This window comes from Cupriavidus sp. 09_S30 (genome assembly GCF_056930435.1).
In genome coordinates, this window is record NZ_JBXOWI010000002.1 from 2,697,906 (window position 1) to 2,720,288 (window position 22,383).

Genomic DNA, 22,383 nt, shown 5'->3' on the forward strand with positions numbered 1-22,383 from the left:
GCTACAGCTCTTCTTCCACCGGCAGCAAGCGCAGCAGGCCCTGGCCCAGATGTTGCAGTGGCGTCATATCCGGCTCGCTGTCGTAGGTCACCAGCAGGCCGCCTTCGCGCGTGGTCCAGGTCAGCGTAGGCGCGCCGCCCGGCACGCCATCGGCGCCGGGATCCGGTGCGCGCAGCTCGACCTTGTATGCGATGTCGAGCAGCCGCGCGTCCAGGCCGCGGGCCATGGCCGCGCACAGCGCCGGGCTGTCCAGCACGATGCCCATCTCGGTATTGAGCCGTGCCGAGCGCGGATCCAGGTTCAGCGAGCCGACGAAGAGCAGGTGCTGGTCCACCATATAGCTCTTGGCGTGCAGGCTGGCGCGGCTGGAGCTGAACATGCGCCTTGGCCCGCGCCCGTCCAGTTCCGCATAGGCCGAAGGCTTGAGCTCATACAGTTCGATGCCGGCCTCGAGCAGCGCCTTGCGCCGCGGCGCGTAGCCCGCGTGCACGGCGTTGACGTCGGTGGCGCCAAAGGAGTTGGTCAGGACGCGTATCTTGACCCCGCGCGCTGCGATGGCCTGCAGCCACGCCACGCCGCGCTTGTCCGGCACGAAGTAAGGCGATACCAGCGCGAGGTCGTGCTGCGCGGTCTGCATCAGCTTGGCCAGCTTGGCGATGGCATGCGTGGGACTGTCCTGCACCGGCTGCAGCACCTTGTCAGGCCGGTCGGCAATCACGGTGGCGCGCCCGCTGAACACCGGCAGGTGGCCCCGGCGGATGCCGACCGCCAGGCCCGAGTCGAGCAGCTCCTGCACATAGGGGCTGGTGCGCGCCTTGCGGCCCTCGATGGCCAGGCGCTTGCGCACCTTGGCCAGTTCGTCTTCGCCCTGCGCGTGCCCGGCCAGCTTGATCAGCGCGGCGGCGGGATAGGCGGACTCGCTGTTCCAGTAGTCGTCGAACACGGCGGAAACCAGGGGCACAACGGGGCCGGCGGCCAGCAGGTCCAGGTCGCTGAAGTCCACCTCCGCCGCGGCGGCGAAATAGGCGTCGGCCACGTTGCGCCCGCCGACGATGGCGAACTGGTTGTCGGCAATCATCGCCTTGTTGTGCATGCGCTGGTCCAGGCGATGGAAGTCGGAGAGGAAATCCATCCAGCGCGCGTCGCGGTTGGCAAAGGGATTGAACAGCCGGACCTGGATGCGCGGATGGCTGTCCAGCGCGGCCAGCAGCGCGTCGTGGCCTTCGGTATGCAGGTCGTCGACCAGCAGCCGCACGCGCACGCCCCGGTCTGCCGCGGCCAGCAGCTCACCGATCAGCGCGGTGCCGGTCGCGTCGGGCTCGAAGGTGTAGTACTGCAGGTCGAGGCTGCGCGTGGCAGCCCGCGCCAGCGCCAGGCGGGCCGCCAGTGCATCGGGGCCGGCGGCCATCGGGTAGAACAGCGACTCCCCGGGGTGCTCCGCCAGCTTCGCTGCGACTGACTCGCCCAGCGGCGTGCCAGCGGTATCGGCCTGGGCGATGGCCTGGGAGGGCGTGCGCTGCACTTGGCTGGGCAGGCTGGCGCAGGCCGCGAGGAACAGGGTGGCGCACAACACGGCAAGTCCGGCCTTCATGCAGGCTCCTTTCCTGTTGCGGCGCACCATGTTCAGGGCGCGTGGCTTGAGGCGGGATCGGGTGCAGGATCCGGCGCCCGTTCGCTGCCGGGCGCAATCGGTACCGTCGGCTCCGCCGGCACCGTCGGCACCGTCGGCACCGCATCCGCCCCGACTGCGGCCGCGGTTTCGGGCCGGTGGAAGGCGCGGATGATCTGCTGGGCGACGCGCACCCGCCCGTCCACCGGTGCCGGGAAACGCAGGACGGCATCCAGCCGGCCCGCGTCGGCCGGTTCAAACAGCACGCGCGGCTCGAACTGGGAAAGGTCGAGGAAGCGCATTTCGCCGTGGTAGCGCAGGCTGCGGCCCGCTTCCTCCAGGAAGTCGGCGCAGGCCTGCCGTCCGATCGCTACCAGCCGGGCCTCGACGGCATCGGGATCGGCGCCTTCCACAAGCGGAAAGCGGACCGTGTCGAGCGTGTACTTTCCGGTCTGCGAGTGGTTGCGCACCGCCGTGGTCAACAGCTGGCTATTGGGCACCTTCACCGTGTAGCCGGTGTACTGCCGGGACGCGCCGACCTCCACCAGGGTGGTGGTCAGGACGTCCATGTCGATCACCTCGCCGGAATTCGGCCCGATTTCGACCAGGTCCCCCAACTGGAAGGGGCGCGACACCATGCGCATGAAGGCGCCCAGCAGGCACATCACCAGTTCCTTGCCGGCCAGCATCGCGGCCGCCGCGAAGGCCGCCAGCGAGATCGCCACGCTGCGCAGCTCGGACACCCAGATGCCCAGCAGGAGCAGGAACACCACCGCCGCCACCAGGTTGCGGCTGGCTACAGTCCAGGCGCGGTAGTTGCCGCGGGTATCGGCCTGCTGGCGGGACCGGAAGAAGCGATTGACCAGCTTGACGACGAGCACGCCGCCCAGCACGATGACCGCGCTCAGCAGCACGTGCGCCCACAGGCCTTCGTCGGTGGTGGGGAGTTTCATTCGGTTCTTGGCCGGTGCCGCCGGCTGCCCGCGGCGCCGCTGGCCGCCATACTGTCGCGCGCCGGCCGTCGTTGTTGCCCACACAGCTGATTCTAGTGGCAGCACGGCACCCTGCGCGCTTTGCGCTGGCGGCGTTTTCTCTTATGATGCCCGCCGACGTACCGGCCGGTATGTACCGGTCGGAACAGCAACCGGCACCATCGGCGCGGGCTGCCCGCTTCTGCCGGGGGCCCGGCCCAGAACACAAGGCCTCATGCACAGCCAGCAACCCAGCACCGGAGCCCCCGTGCCCGCCCTGCGCCGCACCTTGCGCGCGCGCCACCTCACCATGATCGCCATCGGCGGCTCGATCGGCACCGGGCTGTTCGTCGCCTCCGGCGCCACCATCGCCCAGGCCGGGCCGGGTGGCGCACTCGCCGCCTACGTGCTGGTCGGCGCGATGGTCTACTTCCTGATGACCAGCCTCGGCGAACTCGCCGCCTACATGCCGGTATCCGGCTCCTTCTCCACTTATGGCGCCCTCTACGTGGACGAAGGCTTCGGCTTCGCGCTGGGCTGGAACTACTGGTACAACTGGGCCGTGACCATCGCGGTGGAACTGGCCGCGGCGCAGCTCGTGATGCAGTACTGGTTCCCGGACACGCCGGGCATCCTGTGGAGCGCGCTCTTCCTCACCCTGATGTTCCTGCTCAACGCCATCTCCGTGCGCGGCTTCGGCGAGGCCGAATACTGGTGCGCGCTGATCAAGGTGGTGACCGTGATCGCCTTCATCGCCATCGGCCTGCTGATGATCGTGGGCATCATGCGCGGCGACGGCGGCGGCCTGCCGCCGGGGCTGACCAACCTGACCATCGGCGACGCGCCGTTCGTCGGCGGCCTGCCCGCCATGATCGGCGTGGCCATGATCGCCGGCTTCTCCTTCCAGGGCACCGAGCTGATCGGCGTGGCCGCCGGCGAGTCGGCCGATCCGGCCAAGAGCATCCCGCGCGCGGTGCGCCAGGTGTTCTGGCGCATCCTGCTGTTCTACGTGCTGGCCATCCTGATCATCGGCATCCTGGTCCCGTACACCGATCCCAGCCTGCTGAAGAACGATGTGCAGACCGTGGGCGTGAGCCCCTTCACGCTGGTATTCCGCCACGCGGGCCTGGCCTTCGCCGCCGGCGTGATGAACGCGGTGATCCTGACCGCGGTGCTGTCGGCGGGCAACTCGGGCATGTACGCCTCGACCCGCATGCTCTACAACCTGGCCACCGAGGGCCGCGCCCCGCGTGTGTTCGCCCGCCTGACCCGCAACGGCGTGCCGCTGGCGGCGCTGCTGGCCACCACCGCCGTGGGCGCGCTGTGCTTCCTGACCTCGCTGTTCAAGAGCCAGACGGTCTACCTGTGGCTGCTCAACCTGTCGGGCATGACGGGCTTCATCGCCTGGCTGGGCATCGCCATCAGCCACTACCGCTTCCGCAAAGGCTTCATGCAGCGGGGCCTGGACCTGGCGCGCCTGCCCTACCGCTCGCCCTTCTTCCCCTATGGCCCGATCTTCGCCTTTGCGCTGTGCATGGTGATCACACTGGGCCAGAATTACCAGGCCTTCACCGAAGGCCGCATCGACTGGCTCGCCGTCACCGCGACCTACATCGGCATCCCGATCTTCCTGCTGGTCTGGCTGGGCTACCGCCTGGTGCGCAAGACCCGCATCGTGCCCTACGCCGAGATGTACTTCCCGCCACTGCCGCCGCGTAACGGCGACGCGCCGGAGGCACGAGTCGCAGCGGCGGCCGCCGAATAGACCCGAGGCCGGGCAGGCTGCGGTCCCGCGCACGATCCGCAGCCTACAGATAAAACGAGCAGAAGGCAGGACCGCCGACGGAGCAACACGCTTCCCGACGCACATAACAAGCAACAACGAGCAACAACAACAAGCAACAACAAAAGGAGAACCGCTTTGACGCACCGTACCCGCGCCACCCTGGCCGCCGTCGCCGCCAGCCTCGCCTGTGGCTTCGCCACCAGCGCCCTCGCCGCCCCGACCCTGGTCGAGTCCGTGCAGGGCTATACGCTGCAGGATGGCAAGCTCGCCACCTTCTCCGGCCTGGTGTTCGACCAGGGCAAGGTGCTCGCCACTGGCGACGCCGCCGCGCTGCGCGCCCGCTACCCCGACGCGAGCCGGGTCGACGGCGGCGGCAAGACCCTGCTGCCCGGCCTGATCGACGCGCACGGCCACGTCTTCCGGCTGGGCTTCAAGACCACCGAGATCTCGCTGTCGGGCACCAAGGACCTGGCCGAGGCGCAGGGCATCATCCGCGCCTACGGGGAGAAGAACCCGCAGCGCAAGTGGCTGCTGGGCTACGGCTGGAACCAGGTCAACTGGAAGCTGGGCCGCTTCCCCACCGCCGCCGAACTGGATGCCGCCGTCTCCGACCGGCCGGCGCGCCTGATCCGCGTCGACGGCCACGCCGCCTGGCTCAACACCAAGGCGCTGCAGGCCGCCGGCATCACGCGCGACACCAAGGACCCGGCGGGCGGCCGCATCGAGCGTGACGCCGACGGCAACCCCACCGGCGTGCTGGTCGACAAGGCCATGGCGCTGGTCAACGACGTGGTCCCGCCCTATTCGGACGATGACCGCCGCGCGGCGCTGGCCGCCGCCATCGCGCACATGAACGCGCTGGGCCTGACCGCCGTGGGCGACGCCGGGGTGACCGTCGCCGAAGACCGCATCTATCGCGAGTTCGCCGACCAGGGCAAGCTCAAGACCCGCATCTACGGCATGATCCGCGACGTCGGCGACGACTTCAAGGCACTCTCGGCCAAGGGCCCGCTGGTGGGCTACGGCAACGACCGCTACTACCTGAGCGCGGTCAAGCTCTACGGCGACGGCGCGCTGGGCAGCCGCGGCGCCGCGCTGATGGCGCCGTACTCGGACGACCACGTCCACAGCGGCCTGCTCTTCATGAGCGACGCCGTGATGCAGAGCGCGGTCAAGAGCGCGATCAAGGCGGGCTACCAGGTCAATGTGCACGCCATCGGTGACGCCACCAACCACCAGGTGCTGGACGCCATGGAAGCGGCCTACAAGGAAGTCGGCGGGCGCGAGCTGCGCAACCGTGTCGAGCACGCGCAGGTGATCGCGCTGCCGGACATCCCGCGCTTCAAGCAGCTCGACCTGATCGCCTCGATGCAGCCCACGCACGCCACCAGCGACATGAACATGGCGGAAGACAGAGTCGGCAAGGAACGCATCAAGGGCGCCTATGCCTGGCAGACGCTGCTCAAGCAAGGCACGGTGATCGCCGGCGGCTCGGACTTCCCGGTGGAATCGGCCAATCCGTTCTACGGGCTGCACGCCGCCGTCACCCGCACCGACCACGAAGGCCGTCCGATCCAAGGCTGGCATCCGGAAGAGGCGATGACGCTGGCGCAGGCCTTCCGCGCCTTCACGCTGGACGCCGCCTACGCCGAGCACCAGGAAAAGACGCTGGGCTCGCTGGAGGCGGGCAAGTGGGCCGACTTCATCCTGGTCGACCGTGACCTGTTCAAGGTGGCGCCGTCGGAGATCTGGAAGACCAAGGTGTTGCAGACCTGGGTGGGCGGCGAGCGCGTCTACGCACAGAAGGACTGACAGCAAGGCCTCGCCTGGCGAGGCTCCTGCGCCGCACCGGCGGCACCCGCGTGCGCCCGCTTCACCGGCGCCGCGGCTTGTGGGATAGTCGCAGCATGAACCCGGTGGCGGTGCGCCGCCACCGGTCCCGCACCGCTGTCCGATGATTCCTCGCCCCTTCGCGCCGGGCACCCTGTGGCCGGCCATCCTGCGCCAGACGGCACACGCCCTGCGATGCGGAGCGCTGCTGCCGATCGAGACTGCCCAGTCGGTGCTCGACGACGGCGGCGTCCGTTTCCGGGTGCGCCAGGTCTCCAGCCTGGCCAGCAAACCCCAGCCGCGGCCCAACTCCGGCACCCAGCCCGGCACCCAGCCCGCCGACCCCTTCCTGCCCCACGATCCGGACCTCTTCGTGGCCGACATCAGCCCGACGCACCTCGCGCTGCTGAACAAGTTCAACGTCATCGACCATCACCTGCTGATCGTCACCCGGCACTTCATCGCGCAGGAAGCGTTGCTGGACCTGGCGGACTTCACCGCCCTGTTCACCTGCCTGGCCGAGTTCGATGGCCTGGGCTTCTACAACGGCGGGAGCGCGGCCGGCGCCAGCCAGTCCCACAAGCATCTGCAGACGGTGCCGCTGGCAGGACTGGGCGGGACTCTGCCCGTCGCCGCCCTGCTGGATGCCCTCCCGGCGATGCCCACGGCCTGCGCCGACAGCGCAGTCGGGACCGTGCCCGGCCTGCCTTTCCCGCATGCCTACACGCCGCTGGCGGCGCCGCCGACGCTACCGCCGGCGCGCATGGCCCGCGTGGCGCTGGCGCGCTACCGGCAGCTGCTCGACGCCGTCGGCATCCAGGCGGTCGATGTGGGCGGCGAGGCGCACCAGTCGGCGCCCTACAACCTTCTGGTATTTCCCCGCGGCATGCTGCTGGTGCCGCGCGCCGCCGAACATGTGGCGGGCATTTCCATCAATGCGCTGGCCTTTGCCGGGTCGCTCTTCGTGCGCGACGCAGCACAGATGGAGACGGTTGCCGCGCTCGGCCCGATGGCCGTGCTGCGCCAGGCGGCCGGCGCTGCCTGAACGCCAGGCCGGCCAGGGCCTACGTGCCTTCCTCGTCCAGGTAGATCTTCGCCAGCCCCTTCTTGATGGCGTCGACGATCTGCTCGCGGCGCAGCGCAATATGTGAGGCCAGGCAGGCTTCCGCGCGCGGCCAGTCGCGTGCGCGCAGTGCGCGTACGATCTCGCCGTGCTCGCGCTGGGTGGAATCGCGCCCCACGTTCTCCATGTCGATCCAGCGGATAAAGCGGATGCGCTCATTCAGGCTGACCAGCATGCGCTTGAGCTCGGCATTGCCCGCCATCTCGGCAAGGCGCAGATGGAAGCCCTCGTCCAGTTCCACCAGTTGCTGCACCGGGGTGTCGGGCGACACCGACTTGCTTCCTTCCAGGTACTGCGCCAGCGCCTCCAGGCTGTCCTCGCTGGCCCGCTCGAAGGCCAGCCGCAGGCATTCGCGCTCGATGGCGACGCGCGCCTCGTACAGGTCCTGCATCTCCTGGATGTCCAGCGGGCGGCGCACATAGCCGCGGCTGGATTCCACCAGGAAACCGTCGGTGGCCAGCCGCGTCAGCGCCTCGCGCACCGGCGTGCGGCTGACGCCGAGCTGCTCGGCCAGCTCGATCTCGTTCAGGCGCTCGCCGGGCTTCAGCGCGTAGGAGATGGCCATCTCCCGCAGCGTGTTGAACACGTCGGAGCCGCGCTTGCGCCTGACCGTGGAAATCGGCGACTTCATGCTTGTTTCTGCCTGCCTAGGTTTTGGATGGCACGGATCATACCGCGCGGCCCCGCCGCTGCTGATCCGGCCGCCCGATTCGGCATGCCCGCGCCGGCCACACCCCGCCGCAGCAGCACCAGGATCCATGCATACGTTTAAGTATACTTAAAAGTATTCTCTAGTGTATGCTTTTCGCATGCCCACCGGCGAGACCGTGCCGGACGGCCCCACCACCCGACTGGAGACTGACCGGATGACCAAGATGAACGGCGCCGAAGCGATGGTGCGCATGCTTCAGCTCAACGGCGTGAAGCACGTGTTCGGACTGTGCGGCGACACCAGCCTGCCCTTCTACGACGCCATGGCACGGCTGGACCACGGCATCGACCACGTGCTGACGCGCGACGAGCGCAGCGCCGGCTACATGGCCGACGCCTATGCCCGTGTCACCGGCAAGGTCGGCGTCTGCGAAGGCCCCAGCGGCGGCGGCGCCACCTACCTGCTGCCGGGCCTGGTCGAAGCCAACGAATCGTCGGTGGCGGTGCTGGGCATCACCTCGGACGTCTCGGTCGGCTCGCGCGGCAAGTACCCGCTGACCGAGCTGGACCAGGAGGCGCTGTACCGGCCGCTGACCAAGTGGAACACCACCATCGACCGCGCCGACCAGATCCCCGACGCGGTGCGCGCCGCCTTCCGCGCCATGACCACCGGCAAGCCGGGCTCGGCCCACCTCTGCCTGCCCTACGACGTGCAGAAGCACGAGGTCGATGCCGCCGACGTGTGGGCGCAGCCCGGCCACGACCGCTTCCCCGCCATGCGCTACGCGCCGGACCCTGCCGAGGTGGAGCGCGCCGCGCAGCGCCTGGTCGAAGCGCGCGCGCCGCTCGTCATCTGCGGCGGCGGCGTGGTCATCTCGGGCGCCTGCGCCGAACTGGAAACGCTGGCCACGGCGCTCAACGCCCCGGTCTGCACCACGGTCAGCGGCCAGGGCAGCCTGGCCGACACCCACCCGCTCAACGCCGGCGTGGTCGGCGCCAACGGCGGCATCCTCGCCACGCGCGAGATGGTGGCCGGCGCCGACGCGGTGCTCTTCATCGGCTGCCGCGCCGGCTCCACCACTACCGAGCACTGGCGCTTCCCGGGGCGCGGCGTGCCCATCCTGCATATCGACATCGACCCCATGGTGGTGGCCGCCAACTACCGCACCGAGGTAGGCATGGTCGGCGACGCGCTGCTGGCGCTGCGCCTGCTCAATGCCGCCGTGCGCGAACGCCTGCCCCACCGCCGCGCCGACACGGCCGACGGGCGCGCCCTGGTGGCGGCCGCGCGCGCCGCCAAGCGGGCGCGCTTCGCACCGCTCGCGGCCTCGCTGGACACCCCGGTCAAGCCCGAGCGCGTGGTCGATGCGCTCAACCGGCTGCTGCCCGACGATGCCATCGTCGTGGCCGACCCCGGCACGCCCTGCCCCTACTTCTCCGCCTACCACGAAGCCCGGCGCGCGGGCCGGCAGTTCATCACCAACCGCGCCCACGGCGCGCTGGGCTTCTCGCTGGCCGCCGGCATCGGCGCCGCGCTGGGCCGCCCGGGCGCCACCGTGGTCTCGGTCATGGGCGACGGCAGCTTCGGCTTCACCTGCGGCGAGATGGAGACGCTGGTGCGCCGGCGCATCCCGCTCAAGATGATCGTCTTCTCCAACTCGGTGTTCGGCTGGATCAAGGCCAGCCAGAAGGCAGGCTACGACCAGCGCTACTTCTCGGTAGACTTCAGCCGCACCGACCACGCCCGCGTAGCCGAGGCCTTCGGCGTGCGCGCCTGGCGCGTGGAGGACCCGGCCTCGCTCGACTCTGCGATCCGCGCGGCGCTGGAGCACGACGGCCCCGCACTGGTCGACGTGATCACGCAGGAGCTGCAGGACGCGGCCGCGCCGGTCAGCCAGTGGATGGGTTGAGCGCAACGCCGGTGCGCCGCAATGGCGGGCAGGCCCCGGGTACCCGGCGCCCGCCCCGGACATGGTTTGGATTCCAGGAGGGCTGTCCCGATGCTATTCCCTTGTCTTTCCTTGCGCCGGCCAGCGTCGCTGGCCGCGCTTGGCGCGCTGGCCACGCTCGCCGCGCTGTCCGGCCTGCTGCCAGCGACGACGCCAGCGGCCCGCGCCGACACCGGCACGCCGCTGAAGCTGGTCGTCACCTTCCCGCCCGGCGGCAGCACCGACATCGCCGCGCGCATCGTCCAGCCCAAGCTGGCCGAGATCCTCGGGCGCTCGGTGCTGGTGGAAAACCGTCCCGGCGCCGCCAGCCAGATCGCCACCCAGTACGTGGCGCGTTCGGCGCCGGACGGCAATACCCTGCTGGTCAGCTTCGACACGCACGCCATCAACCCCATCGCCAAGCCGAAGCTGCCCTACGACACCTTCAAGGACTTCGCCGGTGTCACGCTGGCGCTGCGCTTCCCGCTGGTGATCGGCGCCCACCCCTCGGTGCCCGGCAAGGACCTGCGCGGCTTCCTCGACGCCGCCCGCCAAGCGCCGAACCAGTTCAGCTACGCCTCGACCGGACTCGGCTCGATGAACCATCTCGTCGCCGAAGACCTGAAGCGCCAGGCCGGCGTGGAAATCCTGCACGTGCCCTATGCCGGCGGCGGTCCGGCGGTACAGGCCGTGCTGGGCAACGTCTCCAGCCTGACGCTGCTCAGCTACGCCGCGCTCAAGGGCCAGATCGCCGCCGGCCGCATCAAGCCGCTGGCGGTCACCGGCGCCAAGCGCCTGCCCGAGCTGCCCGACGTGCCCACCGTGGCCGAGTCGGGCTTTCCCGGCTTCGAGGCCTACTCCTGGATCGGCATCTTCGCGCCGGCCGCCACGCCACCAGCGCTGCTGCGCAAGCTGAGCGAGGATTTCCAGGCCGCGCTGAACGATCCCGAAACCCACCGCAAGCTGACCCAGGCCGGTTTCGAAGTCATGGCCAGCGACGGCCCCGCGCTCGACCGCTATGCGCGCGTGCAGTACGAGCGTTGGAAGGGCTTCGTGACGAAGACCGGGCTGAAGCTGGAGGAGTGAGGGAGGAAGGCGGCCTGCCCGCTTTGCGTGCGGGCTGTCCTTCAGAACACGACGTCCACCGCCGCGGGCGCGACGATGCACACGCCGAAACTGGTGATATCCGGCAGCGTCGCATTGTGATGGGCCACAATGCGCCCGGCATCCGCGTGCGGCTTGTCATGCGTGGTGTGCGCATCGGCCGCGAGCGACACCGCATAGCCCAGCGCGGCGGCGCGCCGCACGGTGGTGTCCACGCAGAACTCGGTGGCGTAGCCGCAGATCACCAGATGGTGGATGCCCCGCTCGTCCAGCCAGGCCTGCAGCGGCGTGCGCAGGAAGGAGTCAGGGGTGGTCTTGCGCAGGCGCAGATCGTCCAGCGCGGCCTCCAGGCCGGCAGCAAGCTGCCAGCCCGGCGTGCCGTGGGTGAGCGCACCGCCAGCCGTCTCATGCTGGATGAAGACGACCGGCACGCCTTGCGCGCGCGCCCGGACGCTCAGCGCATTGATACGACTGATCACGGCATCCGCATCGGCGGGATGCGGAACGGGTGCGAACAGAGCGTGTTGGACGTCGATGACGAGCAGAGCGGAGGTCATGGAGTCAGAAGCGGGCGGAAGCGGTCGATGAACGCGGCAACACCGATGATCGCACGGGAAGGCCTGGCCTGGGCGCCTGCCCTGTCCACGAAGGCTTCCCTACCCTTCCCGCCCAGCAAGCGTCCCGAGGTAGCGGAGGCCGGGATCCACACCAGCCGGCGTCAGCCCGCGCCCACTCTCGGCTCCGCCACCGTGATCCGGTGCAGCAAGCGGCTGTACCCTTCATAGCCACCCGTGGCCGCGTGGTTGACGCAGCGGTTGTCCCACAGCAGCAGCATGCCCTGCGACCAGCGGTGGCGGTACACGAACTCGGGCCTGGCCTGGTGTGCGAACACCGTGCGCAGAATGTCCGCCCCCTCCTGCTCGCCGACGCCATCGATGCCGATCGTGTAGCCCATGCTGACGAAGAGCGCGGTGCGCCCCGTCTCCGGATGCCGGCGCGCGATGGGATGGAGCTGCGTGGCGAGCGCGCTGTCGGAATAGCGGATCGCCATCGAGCGGCCCTTGTCCTTCTCGCCATAGGCGCCGGCGCGCGCATAGCCGCGCCGCGCCGAATGGATGCCCTGGCGCCCTGTCAGCAATTGCTTCAGGTCGGTGGGCAGAGCCTCCCAGGCCGCGTACTGGTCGGAGAACAGGGTGTCGCCGCCCACCGGCGGGATAACGTTGCCGTAGAGCACCGTGGCAGCCGGCGGCTGGGCGAGGAAGCTCCAGTCCGAGTGCCAGGCTTCCGCGAAGATGGGTGTGCGTTCATCGGCGTCGCGCCGCACCTGCGCCACGTGTGGGTGGCCCGGGACGGACTCGAAGTAGGGATCGACGCCGAAGGGGCCGAGCGTCAGCGCGAAGCGCTCGATGTCCTCGACCGACAGGTCCTGGTCGGGAAACGCGAGCACCTGGTGCGCCAGCCAGTGCCGGCGGATCTCGGCGACCTGCTCGGCACCGAGCGCCCGACTCAGGTCCAGGCCCTCGACCAGCGCGCCGCAGGAGGCGTCCTGCGGCAGAACTTGCATTGTCATCTCTGTCTCCTGTTTCACCTGGGCCGCGAGGCACCAGGGCAGGATTCGACGCGCCCCGACGGGCCGGGGCCGGCCTGCCGCGCCGCCGTCCTTGCGCGGCAGCGGCTCACCCGCCGTTGCCGGCGGGACCCAGCCTTCAGTAGAGGGTGCGGGCCAGGAAGGTCAGCGTCCGGTCCCAGGCCATCTCGGACCAGACCGGATCGAACTGCGTGGCAGGCAGGCGGCCGGGGCCGACGGCGGTCTCGTTGGCGAAGGCGTGATGGGCGAGGTAGCGGTGGAAGGTGAAGTCGACGTCGGCCTCTTTCAGCTTCGCCTCCAGCGCGTCCACCGATTCAGCGGAGAAGAAGGCATCCTGCGTGGCCCAGTGGCCCATCACGGGCACCTTGATCTTGGCGGCGTCGATGTACTCCAGCGGCGGCAGGCCATACCAGGCCACGCCGGCCGCGAGGTCGGCGTGCTGGCCCAGCGCCAGCAGCGTCAGCGCGCCGCCCATGCAGAAGCCGGTGACGGCGACGCGGTCGGTCAGCGTCTTTAGGTAGCTGACGGCGCCGCCGATGTCCTGCGAGGCAGCGTCGCCGAAATCGAGCGCGCTCATCAGATGGTGCGCCTCCTCGGCTTCGACGGTGGACTTGCCGCGGTACAGGTCCGGCACCAGCGCGTAGTAGCCGCAGCGGGCCAGGCGGTCAGCGACGCCACGGATCTGGTCATTCAGGCCCCACCACTCCTGGATGACCACCACCGCGGGCGCGCCCTCGGTCTTGTCTGGCGTCGCGAGGTAGCCATTCAGTTCTTTGCCGTCTGGTCGGCGAAACGCAATCGTGGATCCGGTGGCTTGCGGCATGGTCACACTCCTTTAGCGAGTTAGCGAAATGGATCGAAATGGATGAATGGGATGCAGGGGCCGTATCGATACCAGTATCGATACCGATGCGATGTGAATGGCAGCGCGCGGGCGGCGGCGTGCCATGCGGCCGCCCGTGTGCGCAGGTGATTGTATGCCACGGTCCGGCGAGGGCGGTGTGAAGGATGCGGGGTGGGCTGCATTGAAGGGCGCAGCCGAGGCCGGTACCAGGGCGGCATGCGCCGGCATGGCGAGACGCCTCAGGAGCCGCCGGGCGCGCCCGACTGGGCCGCGGCCTCGAGCGCGCGCCGCAGCGCCGCACGCGCCAGCAGCCGGGTGGAATCCAGCGTAGGCAGCGCCGAATTGCCGTCGTGGATGATCAGCGGGATCTCGGTGCAGCCCAGCACCACGGCATCGCAGCCTTGCTCGCGCATGCGCGCGATCACGCGCTGGAACACCGCCACGGAAGCTGGCTCGATGCGCCCCGGCACCAGTTCGTCCATGATGATGCGCGCGATCGCGTCGCGCTCTTCCGCGCTGGGCCGCACGCAGTCCAGCCCGCGCGCCGCCAGCGCGTCCGGATAGACCTCGCTGTCCACCAGCCAGCGCGTGCCGGTCAGGCCCAGGCGGCGGTAGCCGCGCGCCACGGCCTCATCGGCCACCACCTCGGCGATATGCAGCCAGGGCAGCGGCGAGCGCGGCAGGACTTCGGGCAGCGCCTGGTGGATGGTGTTGTCGGGGCAGATCAGGAAGTCGGCGCCGGCGCGGGCCAGCTTGTATGCGGAGGACAGCATCAGTTCTGCCACGCCGTGGCGGTCGCCCGCATCGAGGCAGCGCACATAGTCGGCCAGGGAATGCGTGTGCATGGAGACCTCGGGATGGCCGTGGGAGCCCAGCCAGCGGGCGCCTTCGGCGCAGATGGTGCGGTAGCAGAGCGCTGCGCCCTCGGCGGAGCAGGCGACGATTCCGATGTGCTGCGTCATGGCGGTGGGTTTCCTCCTGTCTGTGATGCGCTGGCCGTGGTGCGTAGGGTGCCCCGGCTTGTCAGGCGTGGCGGCCGTCCCCGATGAGAGCGGTCTGCGCCATCATGGTCCTTTCCCCGTTCCGCATGTGCGCAATCCATGCGGCTCCGCCTGCCGGAGTATCTCCGGAAGACCCGCGATGCTCAAGCCGGACCCATCACATTGCACGGCTACTTGCGGCTTTCAGCGCGGAAAGCACGCCATACGCCGAGCTACGACGCCCTCACCGCTTGCCGCACACGACGCGCCATGAACGGCGCCAGACTCAGCAGGCCGGCCACCGCCAGCGCCAGCCCCACCCACAGCGGCGAACGCAGGCCATAGCCGGCATCGATTGTTGCACCCCCGGCCCATGAACCGAACGCCAAGCCGGCAGTGATCAGCGAAGCGTGCATGGTGTTGACCAGGGGCCCGGGCGATGCGGTGCGCATGACACGGGCCACCATCGCCGGATTGAGCGCCACCCCGGTAAGGCCGATGCCCAGGAAGGCGATCACGCTGACGACGGCGCTGTGCGCGAAGCTCGCGAATACGCCCTGCGCCAAGGCCAGGATTGCCAGGCCACCCGCCAGCACCTCCATCGTGTGCCGGTCGGCCAAGCGCCCGACGACGAGGTTGCCGACGACGTTGGCAAGGCCATAGACCACCAGCAACCAGGGAATGGCGCTGGCGGGAAAGCCCGTCACTTCGGTGAAGATCGGCGAGAAGTAGTTGAAGGCCGCGAAGGTCGCGCCGATGATGAGCGCGCTGGTGGCGTAGGCCGCCCACAGCCCGCCATTGCGCAGGGAGCGGAACTCGGCCCCGAGGCCGACGCGGCCCTGATCCTTCGGGGCCGGCAGGCGCCAGGCCACCACGGCCGTGCAGAGCATGGACAACACGGCTACGGTCCAGAAGCTGGTGCGCCAGCCGTAGTGTTGCTCGATCAAGGCCGTGGCCGGCACGCCGAACACCGGGGCGAGCATCAGGCCCGCCAGCACCAGGGATACGGCGCGGCCACGGGTCTCGGGCGCGACCAGGCCAGCGCAGATGGTCAGGGATACGCCGAAGCATGCGGCACTGGCGACGCCCATGACGACACGCCCCACCGCCATGACGCCATAGGTGGAAGCCGACGCCGCCTGCACGGCCCCAAGCACGTACAGCAGCAGCAAGCACAGCAGCGCCGGCTTGTCGGGCATGCGCCGTGCCAGCAGCAAGGCGGTCAGCACCGGGCCGCCGATCGCCATGCCCAGCGCATACAGCGAAATCAGATGGCCGATCTCGCCCACGGAGACGTTCAGCGCGGCAGCCAGCGACGGCATCATGCCCGCCACCATGAACTCCGCCGTGGTCAGGGCAAAGATCGTCAAACCCAGCAGATAGACGACGAAGGGGATGGGCGTTGGTCGGCTCATATTTTAACGTTCATTCCAAAATTGGCAAAATAAAAAGGCCGATGCGGCCCGAACACGGTTGTGCAGACTCACAGTCGGGCCAGCGTGCCCTCCATGACATCCTCCAGAAACGCCCGCTCCGGCATGGAGCGCCCCAGCAGCCGCAAGCCGTAGTAGCTGCTCAGGAAGGCCCGCGCCATCGACAGCGCCGGGCGCTCCGCGGCCACCTCGCCATTGCGCTGGCCCACGGCGAACAGATGGCACAGCACCTGCTCCAGGCGGGTCACATAGACCCGGCTGATCTGTTCGACCACCGGATCCTTGCCCGAGCGCTCCAGCACGGCGAACAATGCCATGCAACCCCGGCGCTTGAGCGGATCGAGGTCGCCTTCGATACCCCATTGCATCAGGGCGCGCAGGCGCTCCTTGACCGTGCCGGGGCCGCTGAGGATGCTCGACTGTGCCTGGATGCCCAATTCCTGATAGCGCGTCAGCGCCTCGTGATAGAGCCCGAGCTTGCTGCCGAAGGCGTTGTACAGGCTGCCGCGGCCCAGGCCGGTGCATTCGACCAGTTCCTGCGCCGAGGTGGCCTCGTAGCCGTTGGACCAGAACACGTCCATCGCCGCCTCGATCACCGCGTCGTCGTCGAACTCTCGGGGTCTGCCGCTCATGGGGTGTCCAGGATGCCAGGGGCTGGGGGGGCCCAGCGGATGTTCATAGGTGGCTGCAATGTAGCTTATATTTTAACGTTCGGTCAAATATTGATTGGGGGCTGCCTCTGCACCAGCGCGCGCTGCGCGCGCAACGCATCCAGCACGATGGCAGCCAGCCGTTCCGCTGCGGGCGGCAGGCTATTGCCGGCCCGCACCAGTGCCAGCGGCAGCGCGGGCAATGCCGGCAACCCGAGCGCGGCCGCGTCGAGCGCGCCGACGTTGCCCGGCAGGCCGTAGCGGGTGCGCACCGTAAGCCCCAAGCCGGCCGCGGCGGCCGCCCACAGCCCCGCCAGGCTGGGACTGGTGAAGACCACCCGCCAGGGCATGCGGGCACGGTCCAGCGCGGCGGTGGCGGCCGCGTGGAACTGGCAGGGCCGGTCGAAGGCCAGCAGCGGCAAGGGCTCGCCCGCATCGGGCTGCCACGCGGGCATGCTGGCGCCAATCCAGCACATCTGCGCCTCGTCGATGCGCTCGGCGCCGCCCGCCGCCTGCTGCCGGTAGCCCCCGGCTCCCGCATCGTCCCAGATCAGGGCCAGATCCAGCCGGCCGGTGGCGATGCGCTCCAGCAACTCCGCATTGCGCGCCACCGCCGCTTCCACGCGCACGCGCGGGTGGGCGCGGGCGAAGCGCCCCAGCACCTCGGGCAGCATGGCCTCGCCGAATTCCTCCTGCAGGCCCAGGCGCACGGCGCCGTCCAGTTCGGTACCGCGCACGGCGACGGCGGCCTCGTCGTTCAGCTCCAGCAGGCGGCGTGCGTAGCCAAGCATCACCTCGCCCGCATCGGTCAGCGCCAGGCCGCGGCCCTCTTTGCGGAACAGGGGCACGCCGGCCTGCTCTTCGAGCTTCTTGATCTGGGCGCTGACGGCCGAGGTGGAGCGGCCCACGCGGTCGGCGGCGCGGGAGAAGCTGCCCAGTTCAATCCCGCTCACGAGGCTGCGCAACGCGGCCAGGTCGAAGTGGATACGCGACATCTCAATCATCCTGTTCTATCGAACCATGCATTCGATATTTTCCGATTTTCCGGATGAATTCTAGCTGCCAGACTTGGTTCGTCAATCGCATCGAGGAAATACAGTCATGCCAACCCCCTGCGACTCCGTTCTCGGCAGCCCGGGCGAGCCCGTACCGGGCACCGCGCGGGCGCCAGCGGTGCGTCCCCACCGTGCCCTCGGCCCCGCTCACCGCTGGAAAGTGCTGACCGTGGGCGTGGCAGCCAATGCCGCCTTCTCCGCCGCGGCTGCCGGCATCCCCACCACCGCCGTCTGGCTGCGCGCCGGCTACCGCTTCGACAATGCCCAGCTCGGCCTGGCGCTGGGCGCCCTCGGCCTTGGCGTAGCGATCTCGGAACTGCCCTGGGGGCTGGCGGCCGACCGCTTCGGCGACCGACCGGTCCTGCTGGCCGGCTTGGCCGCCACCGGCGCCACGCTGCTGGCGATGGCCCTGTGGCTGGTGCCATCGTCCGGCGCTGCCCCTTCGCTGGCCTGGTTGATGTTCGGACTGGCGGTGGCCGGCCTGCTGGGCGGCAGCGTCAATGGCGCCAGCGGGCGCGCCGTGATGCGGTGGTTCCGCGAAGGTGAGCGCGGCTTCGCCATGAGCGTGCGCCAGACGGCTGTGCCGCTGGGTGGCGGGCTGGGCGCGCTGGCGTTGCCCTGGCTGGCTTCGGTGAAGGGCTTCGGCTGGGTCTATGGCGTGCTGGCGCTTGCCTGCGGGCTCGCCGCGCTGCTCACGTGGGCCTGGTTGCATGAGCCGCCGGAAACTTCGGCTGCGCCCGCGGCCGGGGCGGCGGGCGCACAAGCGCGCGCCGGACGCGGCCCGCTGCGCGACGCCGCGGTCTGGCGCATGGTGTGGGGCATCGGCATCCTGTGCGTGCCGCAGTTCGCGGTGCTGACCTTCGCCACGGTGTTCCTGCACGATTTCGCCGGCATGGGCCTGGCCGGCATGTCGGCCACCATGGTGGCGGTACAGGTGGGCGCGATGGTGATGCGCGTGTGGAGTGGCCACTTCACCGACCGGCATGGCAACCGGCGCGGCTATCTGCGCATCAGCGCCCTGGCGGCCGTCGGCGCCTTCCTGTTGCTGGCACTGGTCAGCGCGGCCATCGGACCGGCTGGCGCGCCCCTGCTGGCCCCGCTGCTTGCGCTGGTACTGGTGCTGGCCGGCATCTGCGTCTCGGCATGGCATGGCGTGGCCTATGCCGAGCTGGCCACGCTGGCCGGCGCGCAACGCGCTGGCACAGCGCTGGGCATGGCCAATACCGTGGTCTACGTCGGCTTCTTCCTCACCCCGCTGGCCATTCCGCCACTGCTGGCGGCAGCCGCCTGGCCGGGGGTATGGGCCGCCACGGGCGTGGCGGCGCTGGCGGCCCTGCCGCTGTTCGCGGCGCCGGCCGCCGCCGGGCTCAGTCGACCTGCGCGCCCGAGGCCTTGACGATCTTGGCCCACTTGTCGATGTCGGCCTTGAGCATGCCGGCGAACTGCTGCGGCGTGCCGCTCAGCACCTCGGCACCCTGTGCGGCCAGCTTGTCGCGCAGGGCCTTGTCGGCCAGCGCCGCCTGCAGAGCCTGCGCGAGCTTCTGCGTGACCTCGCGCGGCGTGCCCTTGACGGCGAACAGGCCCACCCACAGGTCGCCGCTATAGCCGGGCACGGTCTCGCCGATGGCCGGGATATCCGGCGCGAACGGCGAGCGCTTGGCCGAGCTCACGCCCAGCGCGCGCACCTTGCCCGCCTTGATGTGCGGCAGCACCGAGGGCAGGCTGGCAAAGGCCATCGGCACCTGGTTGCCCAGCACGTCGTTCAGCGCCGGCGCCACGCCCTTGTAGGGCACGTGCTCCAGCTTGATGCCGGCCATGCTGTTGAGCATCTCGCCCAGCAGGTGGTTCAGCGTGCCGTTGCCTGCGGAGGCGAAGCGGTAGTAGTCCGGCTTGGACTTGGCCATGCTGATCAGCTCGGCCAGGTCCTTGGCCGGGAAGACGGGATTGACCACCAGCACGTTGGGCACGGTCGCCACCGGCGCGATCGGCTCGAAGTCCTTGATGGGGTCGAAGGGGACCTGGCGGTAGAGCGACGGGTTGATGGCCTGGGTACTGCTGATGGTCATCAGCAACGTATAGCCGTCCGGCGTGGCGCGCGCGGCGTACTGGGTGCCGATATTGCCGCCGGCGCCGGGCCGGTTCTCCACCACCACCGGCCGAGGCGCTGCGACAGGTCGGCCGCCACCAGGCGCGCGACGATGTCGTTGGTGCCGCCGGGCGCCTGCGGCACCACCATCTGGATCGGCTTGCTGGGATAGGTGTCGGCGCGGGCCGGGCCGACGGCGGCGAACAGCGCCAGGCCGGCGGCCAGGCCGGTCAGCGCACGGGTGGTGCGTAGCATTGTGTCTCCTCGGGTAAGCGGGCGGCGCGGTCATGCCGCCGCCGCATCGGAAGGGACTCTACCCGCGAACCCGGCGCCGGAGAAATTCAATCGATGACTACGCGCATAAGTTTTACTTATCCTGCCGCACCGGCCGGCGACGTGCCCTCGGCAGCGGGTGGCGGCTTCAGCGAACCGCCCTGCGCAATGCGCGCGGCCACCAGCTCGCGCAGGATCTCCGCCACCGCCTCGGCGCCATGCGTGCGCGGCAGCGCGCGCGGCCAGCACAGCGACAGCGTGCGCCGCAGCTCCGGCACGATCAGCCGGCACGGCACGGCGGGCGCCGCATCCTCCACCGACGAGGCCGGCAGGATGGTGCAGGCCAGCCCCTCGCGCGCCGAGGCCAGCAGGAAGGGCAGCGAATCCAGGTCCGCAACCACCTCCAGACGCATGCCCGCGCGCGCGAAGCTGCGCTCCACCACGTCGCGCAGGCCCTGGGCGCCGCTGGGCAGCACCAGGGGCACGCCATCCAGGCGCTTGAGCGCCACCGTCTCTGCGGCCTGCGTGCCGGTGGCGCCGGCTGCGCCCCGCCGCGCGCGCGGCGCCGGACCGAGCACGCCTGCCGGCGGCGTGCCGATCAGGTAGAGCGATTCGCTCGCCAGCGGCTCGGGCTCCACCGCGCGCGAGGCGGTGTCGCGGAAGAGGATGGCGAAGTCCAGCCGCCCGTTATTCAGCAGCTCGGAGATATAGCCGCTCATGCTCTCGAACAACTGCAGCCGCACGCGCGGATAGCGCGCGCGCACCGCGCGCATCAGCGGCATGCCAAAGGCCGCCGCCGCCGTGGTGGGCAGGCCGATCGCCACCGCGCCGCTGACGTCGGCGCCGGCCGCGCGCACCTCGGCGCCGGCGGTCTCCACTTGCTTGATGATGGCGCGCGCGTGGCGGTACAAGGCGCGGCCCGCCTCGGTCGGCTTCGCCCCCTTGGCGCCGCGGTGCAGCAGCGCCACGCCGAATTCCGCCTCCAGCGCGGCCAGTTGCTGGCTCAGCGCCGGCTGGGCCACGCACACCACCTCCGCCGCCCGCGTAAGGCTGCCCTGGTCCACGATGGCCACGAAGTAACGCATGGCACGGATATCCATCGATGACTGCTCCTGTCTTCCCTGATCGCCCCGGCATTGCGGGCTGCGGCCGCAGCCCGAGGTATTTATTCTACTTATGGCCGCCTGCGTATTCGCTATTTCCGGCGACGGACAAAAGCCGCTAGATTGTCGGCACGCATGGCTGCGCCGGCATCGCCGCAGCGGCCGACCTCGCCCCGACACCAGCCCGAATCATGTCCCGTCCCCTGCAAGGCATCACCGTCGTCTCCCTCGAACAGGCCATCGCCGCCCCCTTCTGCACCCGGCAGCTGGCCGACCTGGGCGCGCGCGTGATCAAGATCGAGCGCCCCGGCGCCGGCGATTTTGCCCGCGCCTACGACACCCGCGTGCGCGGCCAGTCCTCGCATTTCATCTGGACCAACCGCTCCAAGGAAAGCCTGACGCTGGACCTCAAGCACGAGGCCGCCGGCCCGCTGCTGCAGACGCTGCTGGCCGGCGCCGACGTGCTGGTGCAGAACCTCGCGCCCGGCGCCGCCGCGCGCCTGGGGCTGGACTACGCCACCCTGCACGAGCGCTTCCCGCGCCTGATCGTGTGCGACATCTCCGGCTACGGTGCCGACGGCCCCTATCGCGACAAGAAGGCCTACGACCTGCTGGTGCAGAGCGAATCCGGCTTCGTCTCCGTCACCGGCACGCCGGAGGAAGGCGTCAAGGCCGGCGCCTCGGTATCCGACATCGCCGCCGGCATGTACGCCTACAGCAATATCCTCGCCGCGCTGATCGAGCGCGGCCAGACCGGGTGCGGCAAGCGCATCGACATCTCCATGCTGGAATCCACCGTGGAATGGATGAGCTTCCCGCTCTACTACGCCTACGACGGCGCCCCGCCGCCGCCGCGCGCCGGCGCCGCGCACGCCACCATCTACCCCTACGGCCCCTTCCCCACCGGCGATGGCAAGACGGTGATGGTGGGCCTGCAGAACGAGCGCGAATGGGCCGCCTTTTGTGCCACCGTGCTGGAGGATCCCGCCCTGGCCACCCACCCCGACTACGCCGACAACAGCCTGCGCAGCGCCAACCGCGCAGCGCTGCGCGCGCGCATCGTGGAGGTCTTCGCCGCGCTGGATGCCGGGCAGGTCATCGCCCGCCTGGAGGCGGCGCGCATCGCCAACGCGCGCGTCAACACCATGGCCGACGTCTGGGCCCACCCCCAGCTCGCCGCGCGCCAGCGCTGGCGCGAAGTGCAGACTCCCGCCGGCGGGGTGCCCGCCCTGCTCCCGCCCGGCGCCGAGGATGCTCGCATGGACCCCGTGCCCGCCGTGGGCCAGCACACCGACGCCATCCTGGCCGAGCTGGGCTGCACACCCGAGCAGGTGCGGGCCCTGCACGCCGCCGGCGCCGTCTGAGGAGC

The 22,383-nt window shown here is 69.9% G+C and carries 18 protein-coding genes and 1 pseudogene; 7 read left to right on the forward strand and 12 right to left on the reverse strand.

Features of this window, described 5'->3' with window-relative positions; genetic code table 11:
* Position 1: 1 nt before the first annotated feature.
* Entirely contained in the window at positions 2 to 1,591 is a 1,590-nt protein-coding gene (locus AC1Z3O_RS32265; protein WP_483520994.1) for a phospholipase D family protein, read from the reverse strand.
* 32 nt (positions 1,592 to 1,623) lie between these two features.
* Positions 1,624 to 2,562 (reverse strand): mechanosensitive ion channel domain-containing protein, encoded by a 939-nt coding sequence (locus AC1Z3O_RS32270; protein ID WP_483520996.1) that lies wholly within the window; start codon positions 2,560 to 2,562, stop codon positions 1,624 to 1,626.
* A 253-nt stretch (positions 2,563 to 2,815) separates the two neighbouring features.
* Here AC1Z3O_RS32270 and AC1Z3O_RS32275 point away from each other — a divergent pair, with 253 nt between their 5' ends.
* From AC1Z3O_RS32275 to AC1Z3O_RS32285, 3 genes are all read left to right on the forward strand, one after another.
* On the forward strand, positions 2,816 to 4,345 hold the full coding sequence (locus AC1Z3O_RS32275) for an amino acid permease (RefSeq protein ID WP_483520998.1): 1,530 nt from the start codon (positions 2,816 to 2,818) through the stop codon (positions 4,343 to 4,345).
* Positions 4,346 to 4,525: 180 nt separating this feature from the next.
* The gene (locus tag AC1Z3O_RS32280) at positions 4,526 to 6,178 is read left to right on the forward strand and encodes an amidohydrolase (protein ID WP_483522110.1); all 1,653 of its coding nucleotides are present in this window, start codon (positions 4,526 to 4,528) and stop codon (positions 6,176 to 6,178) included.
* 142 nt (positions 6,179 to 6,320) lie between these two features.
* Positions 6,321 to 7,241 (forward strand): ATP adenylyltransferase family protein, encoded by a 921-nt coding sequence (locus tag AC1Z3O_RS32285; protein WP_483521000.1) that lies wholly within the window; start codon positions 6,321 to 6,323, stop codon positions 7,239 to 7,241.
* Positions 7,242 to 7,260: 19 nt separating this feature from the next.
* Here AC1Z3O_RS32285 and AC1Z3O_RS32290 read toward each other — a convergent pair whose 3' ends face one another.
* Positions 7,261 to 7,950, reverse strand: coding sequence for a GntR family transcriptional regulator (locus AC1Z3O_RS32290; RefSeq protein ID WP_483521002.1), 690 nt, complete (start codon positions 7,948 to 7,950; stop codon positions 7,261 to 7,263).
* Positions 7,951 to 8,185: 235 nt separating this feature from the next.
* On the opposite strand from AC1Z3O_RS32290, the gene AC1Z3O_RS32295 reads away from it, so the two are divergent.
* Positions 8,186 to 9,880, forward strand: coding sequence for a thiamine pyrophosphate-binding protein (locus AC1Z3O_RS32295; protein WP_483521003.1), 1,695 nt, complete (start codon positions 8,186 to 8,188; stop codon positions 9,878 to 9,880).
* A gap of 90 nt (positions 9,881 to 9,970) precedes the next feature.
* Positions 9,971 to 10,984: a tripartite tricarboxylate transporter substrate binding protein gene (locus tag AC1Z3O_RS32300; protein ID WP_483521004.1), complete on the forward strand. Its 1,014-nt coding sequence runs from the start codon at positions 9,971 to 9,973 to the stop codon at positions 10,982 to 10,984.
* A gap of 41 nt (positions 10,985 to 11,025) precedes the next feature.
* Here the strand turns inward: AC1Z3O_RS32300 and AC1Z3O_RS32305 are convergent, their stop codons facing one another.
* The 7 genes from AC1Z3O_RS32305 to AC1Z3O_RS32335 all read right to left on the reverse strand — a co-directional run bounded on the left by AC1Z3O_RS32305 (position 11,026) and on the right by AC1Z3O_RS32335 (position 17,492).
* Positions 11,026 to 11,559, reverse strand: coding sequence for a cysteine hydrolase family protein (locus AC1Z3O_RS32305; protein ID WP_483521006.1), 534 nt, complete (start codon positions 11,557 to 11,559; stop codon positions 11,026 to 11,028).
* 161 nt (positions 11,560 to 11,720) lie between these two features.
* Positions 11,721 to 12,572 (reverse strand): TauD/TfdA dioxygenase family protein, encoded by an 852-nt coding sequence (locus AC1Z3O_RS32310; protein WP_483521008.1) that lies wholly within the window; start codon positions 12,570 to 12,572, stop codon positions 11,721 to 11,723.
* Between the two features lie 136 nt (positions 12,573 to 12,708).
* Complete coding sequence (locus tag AC1Z3O_RS32315; protein WP_483521010.1) at positions 12,709 to 13,413, reverse strand: dienelactone hydrolase family protein; 705 nt, start codon at positions 13,411 to 13,413, stop codon at positions 12,709 to 12,711.
* Between the two features lie 260 nt (positions 13,414 to 13,673).
* Positions 13,674 to 14,396, reverse strand: a complete 723-nt coding sequence (locus AC1Z3O_RS32320) for an aspartate/glutamate racemase family protein (RefSeq protein ID WP_483521012.1) — start codon at positions 14,394 to 14,396, stop codon at positions 13,674 to 13,676.
* A gap of 251 nt (positions 14,397 to 14,647) precedes the next feature.
* Positions 14,648 to 15,829: an MFS transporter gene (locus AC1Z3O_RS32325; protein WP_483521014.1), complete on the reverse strand. Its 1,182-nt coding sequence runs from the start codon at positions 15,827 to 15,829 to the stop codon at positions 14,648 to 14,650.
* A gap of 68 nt (positions 15,830 to 15,897) precedes the next feature.
* Positions 15,898 to 16,479, reverse strand: a complete 582-nt coding sequence (locus tag AC1Z3O_RS32330) for a TetR/AcrR family transcriptional regulator (RefSeq protein ID WP_483521016.1) — start codon at positions 16,477 to 16,479, stop codon at positions 15,898 to 15,900.
* An 83-nt stretch (positions 16,480 to 16,562) separates the two neighbouring features.
* Positions 16,563 to 17,492, reverse strand: coding sequence for a LysR substrate-binding domain-containing protein (locus AC1Z3O_RS32335; protein ID WP_483521017.1), 930 nt, complete (start codon positions 17,490 to 17,492; stop codon positions 16,563 to 16,565).
* 106 nt (positions 17,493 to 17,598) lie between these two features.
* Here AC1Z3O_RS32335 and AC1Z3O_RS32340 point away from each other — a divergent pair, with 106 nt between their 5' ends.
* Positions 17,599 to 18,948 carry an MFS transporter gene (locus AC1Z3O_RS32340; protein WP_483521019.1) on the forward strand — a complete coding sequence of 450 codons (1,350 nt, stop codon included), beginning with the start codon at positions 17,599 to 17,601 and terminating at the stop codon, positions 18,946 to 18,948.
* On the opposite strand, the pseudogene AC1Z3O_RS32345 reads toward AC1Z3O_RS32340, so the two are convergent.
* A pseudogene (locus AC1Z3O_RS32345) lies at positions 18,920 to 19,893 on the reverse strand (Bug family tripartite tricarboxylate transporter substrate binding protein). The gene AC1Z3O_RS32340 and the pseudogene AC1Z3O_RS32345 overlap by 29 nt on opposite strands.
* A 116-nt stretch (positions 19,894 to 20,009) precedes the next feature.
* Positions 20,010 to 21,011, reverse strand: a complete 1,002-nt coding sequence (locus AC1Z3O_RS32350; protein ID WP_483521020.1) for a LysR substrate-binding domain-containing protein — start codon at positions 21,009 to 21,011, stop codon at positions 20,010 to 20,012.
* A gap of 194 nt (positions 21,012 to 21,205) precedes the next feature.
* Between AC1Z3O_RS32350 and AC1Z3O_RS32355 the strand changes: the two genes are divergently transcribed.
* On the forward strand, positions 21,206 to 22,378 hold the full coding sequence (locus AC1Z3O_RS32355) for a CaiB/BaiF CoA transferase family protein (protein ID WP_483521022.1): 1,173 nt from the start codon (positions 21,206 to 21,208) through the stop codon (positions 22,376 to 22,378).
* Positions 22,379 to 22,383 lie beyond the last annotated feature (5 nt).